The sequence below is a fragment of the Streptomyces sp. NPDC087300 genome (assembly GCF_044744425.1).
Taxonomy (GTDB): domain Bacteria; phylum Actinomycetota; class Actinomycetes; order Streptomycetales; family Streptomycetaceae; genus Streptomyces.
Genome location: NZ_JBIUYI010000001.1, coordinates 514,826 through 529,159 on the forward strand (window position 1 = coordinate 514,826; position 14,334 = coordinate 529,159).

The following is a 14,334-nucleotide window of genomic DNA, read 5'->3' on the forward strand; positions in this document are numbered from 1 at the left end:
ACTTCGTGGGTCACGATTCCCGCCCCGAACCGCCCTTCACCAGCACTGTCGTAGCCGAAGGGTTCGACCGCTGGAGCCCGCCCCTGCACAAGGAGTTCGACGCCAACGTCCGCAACGACCAGCTGGGCCAGAACCTCCTGAAGGAGACCGGCCTGGTGAGCGTCTGGGAGACCCGCCTCGAACCGGGCGAGCGCCTCCCCGTCCACCGGCACGAGCAGGACTACACCTGGATCGCGCTGACCGACGGCCACGCCCGCCAGCACTCCGGCGACGGCGCGAGCCGCGAGATCACCTTCGTCCGCGGCCAGACGCTCCACTTCCGCATCGACGAAGGACACCACCACCTGCACGACCTCAAGAACATCGGGGACGAGCCCCTGTCGTTCCTGACGGTCGAGACGAAGACCTCTTGAGCGATCGCGGACAGACCGCGGGAAGATCTCCGACCCCGGCGCAGTTAGTAGAAACGTGAACGACATCGGGGTACGAGACGCGGCCGCCCTCGCGGCGGTACAGCAGGTGGACGTGGTCGTCATCGGCGCTGGACAGGCGGGCCTGTCCAGCGCCCACCACCTGCGACGGGTCGGTCTTGAGCCGGACCGGGACTTCGTGGTGCTCGACCACGCACCCCGGCCCGGCGGCGCCTGGCAGTTCCGCTGGCCCTCCCTGACGTACGCGAAAGTGCACGGGATGCACTCGCTCCCCGGCATGGAGCTGACGGACGCGGACCCCGCGCGTCCCTCCTCCGAGGTCATCGGGGAGTACTTCGAGGCGTACGAGCGCCGCTTCGACCTGCGGGTCCGGCGCCCCGTCGACGTGCGGGAGGTCCGCGAGGGCGAGGCGGGCCGGCTGCTCGTCGAGACCTCGGCGGGCACGTGGTCGACCCGCGCCGTGATCAGCGCGACGGGCACCTGGGACCGGCCGTTCTGGCCGCGCTACCCGGGCCAGGAGACGTTCCGCGGGCGGCAGTTGCACACGGCGATCTACCCGGGGCCCGAGGCCTTCGCGGGTCAGCGCGTCGTCGTCGTGGGCGGCGGCGCCTCCGGGACGCAGCACCTGATGGAGATCGCCCCCTACGCGGCCGCGACCACCTGGGTCACCCGCCGTCCGCCGGTCTTCCGCGAAGGCCCCTTCGACGAGAACTGGGGACGCTCGGCCGTCGCCATGGTCGAGGAACGCGTACGCCAGGGGCTCCCGCCGCGCAGCGTGGTGTCGGTGACGGGGCTGCCCGTGAACGACGCCATCCGGCAGGCGCGGGCCGACGGGGTGCTCGACCGGCTGCCGATGTTCGACCGGATCACGCCGAGCGGCGTCGCCTGGGCCGACGGACGCCACGTCGACGCTGACGTCATCCTCTGGGCGACGGGCTTCCGGCCCGCGATCGAGCACCTGGCCCCGCTGCGGCTGCGCGAGGCGGGCGGCGGCATCCGCATGGAGGGCACCCGCGCCACCGCCGACCCCCGCGTCCACCTGGTCGGATACGGGCCTTCGGCGAGCACCATCGGCGCCAACCGCGCGGGCCGTGCGGCGGTGCGGGAGATCCAGCGGCTCCTGGCACAGGAACCGGCCGCGGTCTGACGCGACCGGCGCCGAGCCCGCGCTCCAGGGCAGACGTCTAGGGCGTCTAGGGCAGGTACAGGGTGTAGAGCAGCTTGTCCGGGACGACCGGTGGCGTCCCCTGGAGGGCGCCCGTGGTGGCGTTGTCGACGAGGCCGCGCTTGACCTGCGCCGGGGTGTCCGTGGGCCGGAACCCTAGGTGGAGCGCCGCGGCCCCGGCGGCGTGCGCCGTGGCCATCGAGGTGCCGCTGAGGGTCGCCGTCGCGCTGTCGCTGCCGTTCCACGCCGAGGGGATCTGCGCTCCCGGCGCGTACAGGGACACGCAGTCGCCGCTGTTGGAGGAGGCGGACCTGCGGTCGGTGCGGTCGCTGGCGCCGACGCTGATGGTCTCGGGCACCCGCGAGGGCGAGGTGCCGCACGCGCCGCCCGGCTGTCCCGAGCCGCCCGCCGCGACGGTGTACGTGACCCCGGAACGGATCGAGTTGCGCACCGCCGTGTCGAGGGCCTCGTTGGCGCTGCCGCCCAGGCTCATGTTCGCCACCGCCGGCCGCGCCGCCTTCGCGGTCACCCAGTCGACGCCCGCGATCACGCCCGACGTGGAGCCCGAGCCCTGGCAGTCGAGCACCCGCACCGCCACCAGCCTGGCCTTCTTGGCCACTCCGTACGTGGTGCCCGCCGCGACGCCGCCGACGTGGGTGCCGTGGCCGTTGCAGTCGTTGCCGTTCTGCCCGTCGCCCACCGTGTCGACGCCGACCGACGCACGGCCGCCGAACTCCTTGTGCGTGGTCCGCAGGCCCGTGTCGATGACGTACACGCTCACGCCGGGGGCGGTCGTGCGGTACGTGTACGTGGTGGAGAGCGGCAGGCGCCGCTGGTCGATCCGGTCCAGGCCCCAGGGCGCGTTCGGCTGGGTCGTATCGGCCGACGTGGTGTCCACGGCCGTACCGGGCGCCGTGGTGTCCACCGCCGTGTCGGCCACGCTCACCCGGGTGTCCTGGCGGATGTACGCGACGCGAGGGTCGGCGGTCATCCGGGCCGCCTCCGCGCGGCTCATCCGCGCCGAGAAGCCGTGCAGCGCGGCCCGGTACACATGGCCGAGCCGCGCCCCTTCGGCCCGGCCCACCAGCTCGCGCGCCACGTCGGGCACGGCGGCCGTGGTGGGGTTCACGCGTTCCTTCAGTACGACGATCCAGCTGCCCGGCACGGCGACCTCGGCGCCACGCGCGAGCCGTAGCTCCCCGGCGGAGGGGCCGGACGAGGCATGGCCCGCTGGTGTGACGCCGAGCTGGAGTCCTGCGGCTATGAGCGCGGCGGGCAGCAGCACCGCTGCCGTCCGCCGACGCGAGGGCATTCTCATTCCCGGTGCACCTGAACCTTTCGTTGACCAGTGGGCCGGTGGGCCTGGGGGCCGGTCGGCCAGAGGTGGGGTCGGGTCATGTGCGGTGCGTGGCACGGTCGTTGCCGGTGGTGCGGCGCGGAGCGCATGCCAGAATCTCGCGCCGCCCGGCGCGGCACAAGAGTCAGGACCGGGGCCGGGAGCCGAGGCCGGGAGTGCTGGCCCTTCCCGTTCTGGGTGCTAGCCCTTCCCGTTCTTGTTGAACTCCGCGACGTTCTTCTGATGCGCCTCGAAGCTCGACGTGAACCGGGTGTCGCCCGGCTTCACCGTGACGAAGTACAGCCAGTCCCCCCGCGTCGGGCTGGTCGCCGCGCGCATCGCCTCTTCGCCCGGGTTGCCGATCGGCGTGGGCGGCAGGCCCATGCGCGCATAGGTGTTGTACGGGCTGTTCGTCTTGGTGTCGTGGTCGGTGGTGGCCAGCGTGGAGCGGTTCAGGGCGTAGTTGATGGTGGAGTCCATCTGCAGCGGCATGCCCTGGTCGAGCCGGTTGTAGATGACCCGGGCCACCTTGCCCATGTCCGCCTTGGAACCGGCCTCGGCCTCGATCATGCTGGCGATGGTGACGGTCTGGTAGACGTTCACCGCGTTGCGGTCGGCGCCCGCGGTGACCTGGCTGCCGCCGAACTTCTTCGCCGCCGTGTTGACCATGTACGACAGGACGGAGGCCGGGGTCGACTGGGAGCTGATCGGATAGGTGGCGGGGAAGAGGTAACCCTCGGGGTTGCCTCCGGCGTCGCCGGGGAGCTTGAGCCCGGCCTGGGGAACGGCCTTCTTCGTGCTGCCCGCGGGAACGTCGAGTGCCTTGTCCACGGCCGCGTACACCTGACCCGACCGCCAGCCTTCGGGGATGGTCAGCGACTCGGGCCGCGCGTTGTCGTCCGGAAGCATCAGCGGCACCGCCACGGCGGTGGCCGCGGCGACGGCTCCGGTCGCGATCAGGGCGATCCGGCCCCGCCGCGTCAGTCGAATCGTGCCCCGTCGCGGAGTCTTGGTCTGCATGCGGGCACGGTAACCCGCAAATGGTGACATTCCTGGCATATCTTCATGTCGCTGGCTCCAGTTGGGCGTCTCTGCGGACGAGGGCGGCGTAACGCCCGTCGCGGGCCAGAAGCTGTTCGTGGCTGCCGCGCTCGGCGGTGCGCCCGCCGTCCAGGACCACGATCTGGTCGGCACCGCGGACCGTGGAGAGCCGGTGGGCGATGGTGAGCGTCGTCCGGTTCGCGGACAGGGCGTCGATGGCCTCCTGGACGGCCCGCTCGGTGCGGGTGTCCAGCGCGCTCGTCGCCTCGTCCAGGATCAGGACGGGCGGGTCCCGCAGGATCGTCCGGGCGATCGCCAGGCGCTGCTTCTCGCCGCCGGAGAAGCGGTGGCCGCGCTCGCCGACCACCGTGTCGTACCCGTCGGGCAGGGACGCGATGTGGTCGTGGATCTGGGCCGCGCGGGCCGCGGCGATCAGCTCATCCTCCGTCGCGTCGGGCTTGGCGAAGCGCAGGTTCTCGGCGACCGAGGCGTGGAAGAGGTAGGTCTCCTGGGAGACCACGCCGACGGCGCGCGCGAGGGTGTCGAAGTCCAGGTCCCGCACGTCGACGCCGTCGAGCGTGACGCGCCCGCCCGTCACGTCGTACAGCCGGGGCACGAGGTGGCTCAGGGTCGACTTGCCGGATCCCGTGGGGCCGACCACGGCGAGGCTGCCGCCGGCGGGTATCGCGATGTCGATGCCCTGGAGCGTGGGCCCCGACTTCTCGTCGTAGCGGAACTCGACGTCCTCGAAGCGGACCTCGCCCCTGATCTTGTCCAGGCGGACGGGGTGCTCGGGCTCGGTGATGTCGACGGGCAGGTCCAGGTACTCGAAGATGCGCTGGAAGAGCGCGAGCGAGGTCTGGATCTGGACTCCGGTGGAGAGCAGGCTGACGGTCGGCCGGAACAGGCCCTGCTGGAGCGAGACGAAGGCGACGAGCGTGCCGATCGAGACGGTCGGGCCGCCCATCTGGAAGGCGAGGCCCGCGCTCCAGTAGATGACGGCGGGCATGGCGGCCATCACGATCGAGATGACGGACATGCGCCAGCGCCCCGCCATGTTCGACCGGACCTCCAGGTCGACCAGTTGCTCGGACTCGTCCGAGAAGGACTTGGTCAGGGAGTCGGCGCGGCCCATCGTGCGGCCGAGGACGATGCCGCTCACGGAGAGGGACTCGGTGACCGTCGCGGCCATCGCGGCCATCTGCTTCTGGCGCTGCGTGGCGATCTTCTTGCGCTCGCGGCCGACGCGGCGGCTGATCCACACGAACACCGGGAGCAGCAGCAGCGAGACGACGGTCAGTCGCCAGTCCAGAGCGAGCATGGCGACGACGGTCGCGATCACGCTCGTGAGGTTCGAGACCAGCGATGTGGCGGTGGAGGTGACGGTCGCCTGCATGCCACCGATGTCGTTGGCTATCCGGGACTGCACCTCGCCCGTGCGGGTGCGGGTGAAGAAGGCCAGGGACATGCTCTGCAGCCGGCCGTAGACGGCGGTGCGCAGGTCGTGCATGACGCGCTGCCCGACGGACGTACTGATCAGGGTCTGCAGGACCCCGAAGACGCTCGTGACGACCGCGCTGACGATCATGCCGAGCGCCAGCAGGCTCAGCAGACCCGTGCGCCCCTGCGGGATCGCGGTGTCGAGGATCTCCTTGAGCAGGAAGGGGGTCGCGACCGATACGAGGGAGGCGGCGCAGACCAGCAGGCCCACGATCGCGAGGCGGCCTCGGTACGGGCGGAAGAGGCGAAGGATGCGGCGCATCTGGCGCGGCGGTTCCTGGCCGGGGGCCTGGGGTGGCGGCGTCCAGGAGGGTTCGTCGTGACGCATGGGCTCCTACGGGATCTCGGACGGTAAGTTTTATGGAGGATAGCTCACTGTTACCTATACTCACAATGCAATAGGTCCTGATAATGTTCCCGTCATGAGCACCCCGGACACCGACGGCCCTCTCGCCGAGCAGTTGCTGCGGCTCACCCGCAGGCTGCACCGCATCCAGAAGCACCATCTGGAGCCGGTGGGCATCACCCCGGCCCAGTCCCGGCTGCTGCGCACCCTCGCGCACTACGAGACACCGCCGCGCATGGCCGACCTGGCACAGCGCCTCGAAGTGGTGCCGCGCGCGGTGACGAGCCTCGTCGACGGCCTGGAGTCGGGCGGTCTGGTGCGCCGCGCGCCGGATCTGAGCAATCGCCGTGTCATCCGGATCGAACTCACGGACGCTGGACAGGACGCCCTCAAGAAGCTGCGCAGCGCGCGCAGAGCCGCCGCAGAGGACATCCTGGCCCCACTGACCGCCGAACAGCGCGAGGTGCTCGGCGGCCTGCTGTCCGCCCTGCTCGACGACCCCGGACGTCGCTGACCACCGCCGAGGAGAGCTCATGCCGCTGCTGGAGCCCGAGCCGGACGCCCTGCGCCCCACGTCGCGCGCCCCCGAGCCGTCACCCGACCGGGTGGCGGACGTGCGGGCCGCCGGCACACCGGAACCGCTGCGCAGCGAGCTGTCCGCGCTGCTCGGCGCCGACAAGGTCCTGACGAAGGTCTCCGACCTGGTGCGGTACGCGTCGGACGCGAGTCCCTACCGGTTCCTGCCGCAGGTCGTGGTCGTCCCCGAGGACATCGACGACGTGTCGGCGGTCCTCTCGTACGCGCACGGCAAGGGCCGCGAAGTCGTCTTCCGTGCGGCGGGCACCTCGCTGAACGGCCAGGCCCAGGGCGAGGACATCCTGGTCGACGTGCGCAAGCACTGGTCGGGCATCGAGGTCATCGGCGACGGCGAGCGCGCCCGCATCGGCCCCGGCACCACCGTGGTGCGGGCCAACACCACGCTCTCCCGGTTCGGCCGGGTGCTCGGGCCCGACCCGGCGAGCGCCATCGCCTGCACCATCGGCGGCGTCGTGGCGAACAACGCGTCGGGCATGACCGCGGGCACCACCCGCAACTCCTACCGCATGGTCGCCTCGCTGACCTTCGTGCTGCCCTCGGGGACGGTCGTGGACACGGCGGAGCCGGACGCCGACGAGCAGCTGGCCCACGCGGAACCCGCCCTCTGCGAGGGCCTCCTGGCCATCAAGCGGGAGATCGAGGCGGACGCGGAGCTCGCCGCCCGCATCCGCGCCAAGTACGAGATCAAGAACACCAACGGCTACCGCCTCGACGCCTTCCTCGACGGGACCACCCCCGTGCAGATCCTGCGCGGCCTGATGGTCGGGTCCGAGGGCACCTTCGGCTTCATCTCCGAGGTCGTGTTCGACACGCTGCCGCTGGACCGGCACACGACGAGCGCCCTGCTCTTCTTCCCCTCGCTGCCCGCGGCCGCCGCGGCGGTGCCGCTGTTCAACGCCGCGGGCGCGCTCGCCGTGGAACTGATGGACGGCAATACGCTGCGCGCCTCGGTGAGCGTGCAGGGGGTGCCCGCGGACTGGGCCGAGCTGCCGAAGTCGACCGCCGCGCTCCTGGTGGAGTTCCGCGCACCGGACGAGACGGCCCAGGAGGCGTACGAAGCGGCCGCGGCCAAGGCCCTCGAAGGGCTCGAACTGGTCGCGCCCGTCGCCTCGGTCAGCAATGCCTTCACCCGTGACGCCGGGACGATCGGCGGCTACTGGAAGGCGCGCAAGGCGTTCGTCACGGCCGTCGGCGGCTCGCGCCCCTCGGGGACGACTCTGATCACCGAGGACTTCGCGGTGCCCCCGGGCAGGCTCGCCGCGGCGTGCGAAGCCCTCCTCGACCTCCAGACGCGGCACGGCTTCGACGCCGCGGTGGCGGGCCACGCGGCGCACGGGAACCTCCACTTCCTGCTCGCGTTCGACGCGGCGAAGCCCACCGACGTGGACCGGTACGCCGCCTTCATGGACGACTTCTGCCGCCTGACCGTCGAACGCTTCGACGGCTCCCTGAAGGCCGAGCACGCCACGGGCCGCAACATCGCCCCCTTCCTCGAACTCGAATGGGGCCCCAAGGCGACCGAGCTGATGTGGCGCACCAAACAGGTCATCGACCCGGACGGGGTGCTCGCGCCGCGCATCGTCCTGGACCGGGACCCGAAGGCCCATCTGCGCGGCCTGAAGACCATCCCCACGGTGGAGCCGATTGCCGACCCGTGCATCGAGTGCGGTTTCTGCGAGCCGACGTGCCCCAGCGAGGACCTGACCACGACACCGCGCCAGCGCATCGTGCTGCGCCGCGAGATGATGCGCCAGCCCGCGGGATCCCCCGTGGAGGACGGACTCGTCGAGGCGTACGGCTACGACGCCGTGGACACCTGCGCGGGCGACTCGACCTGCAAGCTGGCCTGCCCGGTCGGCATCGACACGGGCGCCCTGATGAAGGACTTCCGCCGCGCCCGTCACTCGCCCCGCGAGGAGAAGGTCGCGGCGCTGGCCGCACGGAACTTCAAGGCGGTCGAGGCGTCCGCGCGGTTGGCGGTGGCCGCCGCGGACCGGATCAGCGACCGGCTGCTCACCTCGGTGACCCGCACCGCGCGCAAGGCCGTGCGCCCGGATCTCGTACCGGAGTGGCTCCCGCAGATTCCGGGGGCCGCCGCCCGCAAGCTGCCGCGCACCGCGCGGGTGGGCGCCTCGGCGGTCTACTACCCGGCGTGCGTCAACCGCATCTTCGGCGGGCCCGGCGACCACGCCCTCGCCGAGGCCGTCGTGGCGGTCTCCACGCGCGCGGGGAAGCCGGTCTGGATTCCGGACGACGTCGCGGGGACGTGCTGCGCGACGATCTGGCACTCCAAGGGGTACGACGCGGGGAACGCGGTGATGGCCAACCGCATCGTCGAGGCGGCCTGGGGCTGGACGGCGGGCGGGCGGCTCCCGCTGGTCGTCGACGCCTCCTCCTGCACGCTGGGCATCGCGCACGAGGTGGTGCCCTATCTGACCGACGACAACCGCCAGTTGCACAAGGAGCTGACGGTCGTCGACTCGATCGTCTGGGCCGCCGACGAACTCCTCCCCCACCTGACCGTGCACCGCACCGTCGGCTCGGCCGTGCTGCACCCCACCTGCTCCATGCGGCATCTGGGCGACGAGGCGCAGTTGCGCGCCGTCGCCGAGGCCTGCGCGGACGAGGTCGTCGTGCCCGACGACGCGGGCTGCTGCGCCTTCGCGGGCGACCGGGGCATGCTCCACAAGGAGCTCACCGAGTCGGCCACGCGCAAGGAGGCCGCCGAGGTCACCGCCCGCCCCTTCGACGCGCACCTCTCGGCGAACCGCATGTGCGAGGTCGGCATGGACCACGCCACGGGCCGCGGCTATTACTCCGTACTCCTTGAGCTGGAGCGCGCCACGCGTCCGTGAGTTAGAGCGTGCCACGCGTCCGTGAGCTGGAGCGCGCCATGTGTCCGTAGTGCGAGAAGTCCAACTCCTCGATCACTACAGCCTCTTGCTTCTCGTCCGTACCGCCATCAAGGTGGCTTCCGCCCAGTGGTAGAGACCACGACGACGGAGGTCCGATGCACGACGAGAACGCGACACCGGTCCCGGACGATTCCACCGACGCCACCGCCGAAGGCCAGTCGAGGCGTGCGGTGCTGCGCACCGCGGGTCTCGCGGGCGCGGGGCTGGGGATCGGCGCCTTCACCGGCGGTACGGCCCGAGCGGACGCGCCGGAGAGCGCCGCTGCGGGGAGTGCCGCGCCGGAGAGTGCCGCCGCGGCGACCGACGCCGCTCCCGCCCGCAAGGGCGACACCATGATCGGTGTGCCGTTCCAGCGGCGCTCCACGGTGCGGGTCGGCATCGTCGGGCTCGGCAACCGCGGCGGCAGCATGATCGACCTGTTCCTCGCGATCCCCGGCGTCCGCGTCGTCGCGCTCTGCGACCCGGTCAAGGAGAAGACGGCCGCCGCCGCGAAGAAGGTCACCGCCGCGGGCCAGCCGGCCCCCGCCACGTACACCAAGGGCGAGCACGACTACGAGAACCTGTGCAAGCGCGGGGACATCGACTTCGTGTACGTGGCGACGCCCTGGGACTTCCACTTCGACATGGCCAAGTCGGCGATGCTGAACGGCAAGCACGTCGGTGTGGAGTGTCCGATCGCCCTGCGGCTCGACCAGCTCTGGGAACTGGTCGACCTGTCCGAGCGGACCCGCAGACACTGCATGCAGTTGGAGAACTGCTGCTACGGCAAGAACGAGATGCGTGTGCTGCGCATGGCGCACGCGGGCAAGTTCGGTGACCTGTTGCACGGCGCCGGTGCCTACAACCACGACCTGCGCGGCCTGATGTTCGACCCCGACTACTACGAGGGTCCGTGGCGCCGCCTGTGGCACACCCGGCTGCGCGGCGACCTCTACCCCAACCACGGGTTCGGCCCGGTCGCCAACTACATGGACGTCAACCGCGGCGACCGCGTCACCCACATCTCCAGCTTCGGCACGCCCGCCCTCGGCCTCGCCGCGTACCGCAAGAAGCACATGCCGGCGGGCGACCCCAGCTGGAAGGAGACCTACATCGAGAGCGACCGCACGATCAGCCTCGTCCAGACGGCGAAGGGCCGGGTGATCCGGCTCGAACACGATGTCTCCACGCCCCATCCCTACAGCCGCATCAACAGCCTGGGCGGCACGGCGGGCGTCTTCGAGGACTACCCCGAGCGCATCTACATCGAGCCCGACCACACGAACGACGAGTGGGGCGACTTCGCCAAGTACGCGGACGACTTCGACCACTGGCTGTGGAAGGAGCACGCCAACCCGCCGGGCGGGCACGGCGGCATGGACTACATCATGATCTTCCGCCTGATGCAGACCATGCAGCTCGGCCTCGTTCCCGACTTCGACGTGTACGACGCGGCGACGTGGACGTCACCCGTGCCGCTGAGTCATCTCTCGATCAAGGCGAAGGGTGCGCCGCAGGCGATCCCCGACTTCACTCGCGGGCTGTGGAAGAAGGCCCGTCCTGGAATGGACTCGGAGAAGCCGAAGGCGTAGCGGGCGCAGGCGACTTGACCGCGGCGGGTTCGAGGGATTTGGCCGCGGTGGGTTCGAGGGACCTGGCCGCCGTGGGCTCCGCGGTGCCGTCATCGGCGCCGCGGGGCTCCCCCGCCCCCTCGACACCGGCACCGCGGGGCTCCGTCACCTGCTCGGGTACGAACGCGATCTCGCCGTCCAGGACCTTCTTGGCCCGTGCCGTGTCCAGCGCGCCCTCCCAGCGGGAGACCACGAAGACGGCCACGCAGTTGCCGAGCAGGTTCGTGGCGACGCGCATGGCGTCCATGATCCGGTCCACGCCGAGCAGCAGGGCGACCGCACCGGCCGGGATGACACCGAGCGCTGAGGCCGTAGCCGACAGCGCGAGGAACGCCGAACCCGGTACCCCCGCCATGCCCTTGCTGGTGAGCATGAGCACCAGGACGACGGTGATCTGCTGGCCGATGGTCAGGTCCACGCCGACGGCCTGGGCGATGAACAGCGTGCCTACGGAGAGGTAGATCGAGGCGCCGTCGAGGTTGAAGGAGTAGCCGGTCGGCAGGACGAGGCCGACGGCGTCGTCCCGGCAGCCCGCCTGGCGCAGCTTCTGCATCATGCGCGGCATCACGGACTCGCTGGACGCGGTGCCGAGCGCGAGCAGCATCTCCTCGCGGGTGTAGCGGATGAACTTCCACAGGCTCAGACCGGTCAGCGCCTTCAGTGCGACGCCGAGCAGGACGAGGAAGATGAACGCCACGGCATAGCAGACACCGATGAGCTTGCCGTACGTCGACAGGGCGCCGAGACCGTACTCCCCCACCAGATGCGCGGTCGCGCCGAACACGGCGAGCGGCGCCAGCTTCATGATGAAGCCGACGATCGCGAAGACGATCTCCTGGCCCTGCTCGATGGCGGGCAGGATCGCGGGCACCTTGGTGTGGCCGAGGTGCAGCAGCGCCGCACCCACCAGGCAGGACAGCACGAGGACTTGGAGCAGCGAGTTCTCCGCGAAGGCGCCGATCGCGCTGTCGGGCAGCGAGTGCAGGATGAACTCGCTGGTCGAGGGGAGCTCTCCGCCGCCGGTCTTCTCGTCGACGGCGGACGCGTCGAGCGTGGCGGGGTCGACGTTCATGCCCGCACCCGGGCTCGCGAGGTTGCCCGCGAGCAGGCCGACGACGAGGGCGACCGTGGTCGCGACCTCGAACCATATGAGGGCCTTGAGCCCGATGCGGCCGAAGGCCTTGAGGTCTCCGGCCTTGGTGATTCCGGCGACGACCACGCAGAAGACGAGCGGCGCGATCATGGCCTTGATGAGGCGTACGAAGCCGTCGCCGAGCGGTTGGACGGCTGTGCCCACATGGGGCCACAGCCGTCCGACGAGGACTCCGATCACCAACGCGCAGGCGACCTGCGCGAACAGCGAGGTACGCATGGTGCGTGCTACGCGTCGCGGCAGGGACGGTACGGACTGCGGCACGGGCACTCCTGTGAAGAGGCGTAAGTGACTTCTGTCATGCGGAAGTTGACTTCCATCTTCCGCGAGCCGTCACTATTGCGGAGTGCCCGCCTCCGTAGAAGACCCCGGAGTCACATCGGCGCAAATCTTGGATCTTGCTCCAAAGAGGTGCTCCGAGGAGACCCGGGGGTGGGCGTGGAGTGAGCCCGGGGTGAGCGTGGGATGAGCCCGGAGCGTGCCGGGGGTGAGCCCGCGTGGGCGGTCTCAGCAGCGCCGCTTGTCCTGCGTGAGGGTTCCCTGGACGGTGGCCAGCGTGCGGTCGTGACACCCGCCGTCGCCGATCAGCCGATACCGCTCGCGCGAGGTGCCCACCGCATGCCGCTCCTCACGCGGAACGTTCGCGGTGTACGTCGCGTCACCGTCGTAACGGTCCTCCATCACCGACCAGTTGCCGCGCCGCCCGCCCTGGTGCGTGACGCTCTCGGCACGGTCACCGAGCGAGATCTCGGTGCGCAGCCGGTCACCCGCACCGAGCGTCGTGGTGCCGTCCATCGTGTACGTCCGGTCGGTGTGCTCGGCGCGGCCGCCCGTCGTGACGGTCTCGTCATCGGTCCAGGTGGCCTTGAGCGCGTCCATCGACTCGCCCTCCGTCCAACGGTGGACCGAGGTGTTCGCGAGGGTGCGCGTCACGGTGGTGGAGACGCGGCCGTGCGAGGTGTTCAGATAGCCGGAGACGCTGAGCCGGTGGCCGCCCTCGGTGTCGAGCCGGTGCTCCCTCGTGGGCGAACCGGGCGTGTACGTCGCCTCGTTGGCGAGCTCACCCTCCTGGTGCCGGGTGACCTCGCCCGTCACGCGGTCGCTCTTCTCGTCCTGCCAGACCAGGACGTTGGTGGGGGTGCTCCATCCCGTCTGCCCCTTGGGCACGCCGACGACGGAGACCTCCACGTCATGCGGCCGCCCGTCGTTGAGGATGCCCGCGAAGGGCGTGAGGTCGTACTCCAGGGGCTTGATGTCGAAAGCGCGGGGACCCGGAATCACGTACCAGAGAAAGGGGTTGGACCAGCCGCCGGTCCATACGGTCGGGAAGGGCGCGGCGATCCCGGCGAGCCGCCCGTCCACCTTGACCTGCACCTCGCGATAGGGCCCGCCGTCCGCCTTGCACGAGTACGGCGCCGCGTCCGGCACGGTCAGATACCAGTACTCCTCGCATCCGCCGCCGGAGCCGGTGGCGTACACCTCGGCGACGACGCGTTCGCTGTTGCGCGGGGTGGTGAGGGTGGTACCGGTGGCGCCGTCCCCGAGCGGGAGGACGCGGTCGGGCGTCGCCTTCGACGCGGGCGCGCGCTCCTTCGCGGCGGGCGCGCGCTTCTCCGGCGCGTAGAACGTCAGCGTCGCCTTGACGTCGATGATCCCGGTATACGTCTCGTTGACGACGTTCCCGATGAGCATCTCGACCTGCTGGTCGCGGCCCAGCGTGTCGCTGTAGCGGGTGACGTCCTTCTCCACGGACCAGGTGATGCCGTCGGCCGACGGCTCCGGAGTGGACGTACGGAGGATCTCTACGCCGCCTATGCGCAGATAACCGAGGCGGTCGTACTGCCTTCCCTTCACCTTTCCGTCGAGCCGCAGGACCACCTTGGCCCAGCGGCCCTTACCGCACCGGGCGGGCGGCGAGTACTCACCCTTGTAGGGCGTGAAGTCCTTGAACTGCGCCTCGGCGACGGTCACTTCGCAGGACGTGGTGTGGGGTTTGGGGACCGGAGGCCCGGCGGTGATCGGGTCGTGCCAGTCGGTGCCGAACTCCGCCGGAGGCTTGTCGGCCGCGCTGGGCGTCTCGGCTGCGCTGGGCGTGTCGGCCGCACGGGTCGCCTTGGCCGTGGCGGGGCCCGCGCCGAGGAGGGTGCTCACTGCGAGGGAGACCCCGACGAGCATGGACATGACGCGTCTTCTCATGGGGGATTTCTATGGGCAGCCACCGATCACCGCAATGGCGCCGC

At 70.7% G+C, this 14,334-nt stretch carries 10 protein-coding genes; 5 read left to right on the forward strand and 5 right to left on the reverse strand.

What is annotated here, in order from left to right:
• Positions 1-5 precede the first annotated feature (5 nt).
• Both ACIO9J_RS02150 and ACIO9J_RS02155 read left to right on the forward strand, forming a co-directional pair.
• The gene (locus ACIO9J_RS02150; protein ID WP_401991080.1) at positions 6-413 is read left to right on the forward strand and encodes a cupin domain-containing protein; all 408 of its coding nucleotides are present in this window, start codon (positions 6-8) and stop codon (positions 411-413) included.
• 55 nt (positions 414-468) lie between these two features.
• On the forward strand, positions 469-1,578 hold the full coding sequence (locus tag ACIO9J_RS02155; protein WP_401991083.1) for an NAD(P)-binding domain-containing protein: 1,110 nt from the start codon (positions 469-471) through the stop codon (positions 1,576-1,578).
• Positions 1,579-1,624: 46 nt separating this feature from the next.
• Here the strand turns inward: ACIO9J_RS02155 and ACIO9J_RS02160 are convergent, their stop codons facing one another.
• The 3 genes from ACIO9J_RS02160 to ACIO9J_RS02170 all read right to left on the reverse strand — a co-directional run bounded on the left by ACIO9J_RS02160 (position 1,625) and on the right by ACIO9J_RS02170 (position 5,801).
• Positions 1,625-2,914 (reverse strand): S8 family peptidase, encoded by a 1,290-nt coding sequence (locus tag ACIO9J_RS02160; protein ID WP_401991086.1) that lies wholly within the window; start codon positions 2,912-2,914, stop codon positions 1,625-1,627.
• Between the two features lie 219 nt (positions 2,915-3,133).
• Positions 3,134-3,952, reverse strand: a complete 819-nt coding sequence (mltG, locus tag ACIO9J_RS02165) for an endolytic transglycosylase MltG (protein WP_401991089.1) — start codon at positions 3,950-3,952, stop codon at positions 3,134-3,136.
• A 43-nt stretch (positions 3,953-3,995) separates the two neighbouring features.
• Entirely contained in the window at positions 3,996-5,801 is a 1,806-nt protein-coding gene (locus ACIO9J_RS02170) for an ABC transporter ATP-binding protein (RefSeq protein ID WP_401991092.1), read from the reverse strand.
• 94 nt (positions 5,802-5,895) lie between these two features.
• Between ACIO9J_RS02170 and ACIO9J_RS02175 the strand changes: the two genes are divergently transcribed.
• The 3 genes from ACIO9J_RS02175 to ACIO9J_RS02185 all read left to right on the forward strand — a co-directional run bounded on the left by ACIO9J_RS02175 (position 5,896) and on the right by ACIO9J_RS02185 (position 10,902).
• Complete coding sequence (locus ACIO9J_RS02175; RefSeq protein WP_401991095.1) at positions 5,896-6,333, forward strand: MarR family winged helix-turn-helix transcriptional regulator; 438 nt, start codon at positions 5,896-5,898, stop codon at positions 6,331-6,333.
• A 19-nt stretch (positions 6,334-6,352) separates the two neighbouring features.
• A complete protein-coding gene (locus tag ACIO9J_RS02180; protein ID WP_401991098.1) occupies positions 6,353-9,271 on the forward strand; it encodes an FAD-binding and (Fe-S)-binding domain-containing protein in 2,919 nt (972 codons plus the stop codon).
• 155 nt (positions 9,272-9,426) lie between these two features.
• Complete coding sequence (locus ACIO9J_RS02185) at positions 9,427-10,902, forward strand: Gfo/Idh/MocA family protein (RefSeq protein WP_401991101.1); 1,476 nt, start codon at positions 9,427-9,429, stop codon at positions 10,900-10,902.
• Here the strand turns inward: ACIO9J_RS02185 and ACIO9J_RS02190 are convergent.
• Complete coding sequence (locus tag ACIO9J_RS02190) at positions 10,841-12,313, reverse strand: cation:dicarboxylate symporter family transporter (protein ID WP_401991103.1); 1,473 nt, start codon at positions 12,311-12,313, stop codon at positions 10,841-10,843. The two genes, ACIO9J_RS02185 and ACIO9J_RS02190, sit on opposite strands and share 62 nt — an antisense overlap.
• Before the next feature lie 288 nt (positions 12,314-12,601).
• Positions 12,602-14,290 (reverse strand): peptide-N4-asparagine amidase, encoded by a 1,689-nt coding sequence (locus ACIO9J_RS02195; RefSeq protein WP_401991106.1) that lies wholly within the window; start codon positions 14,288-14,290, stop codon positions 12,602-12,604.
• Between the last annotated feature and the right edge of the window lie 44 nt (positions 14,291-14,334).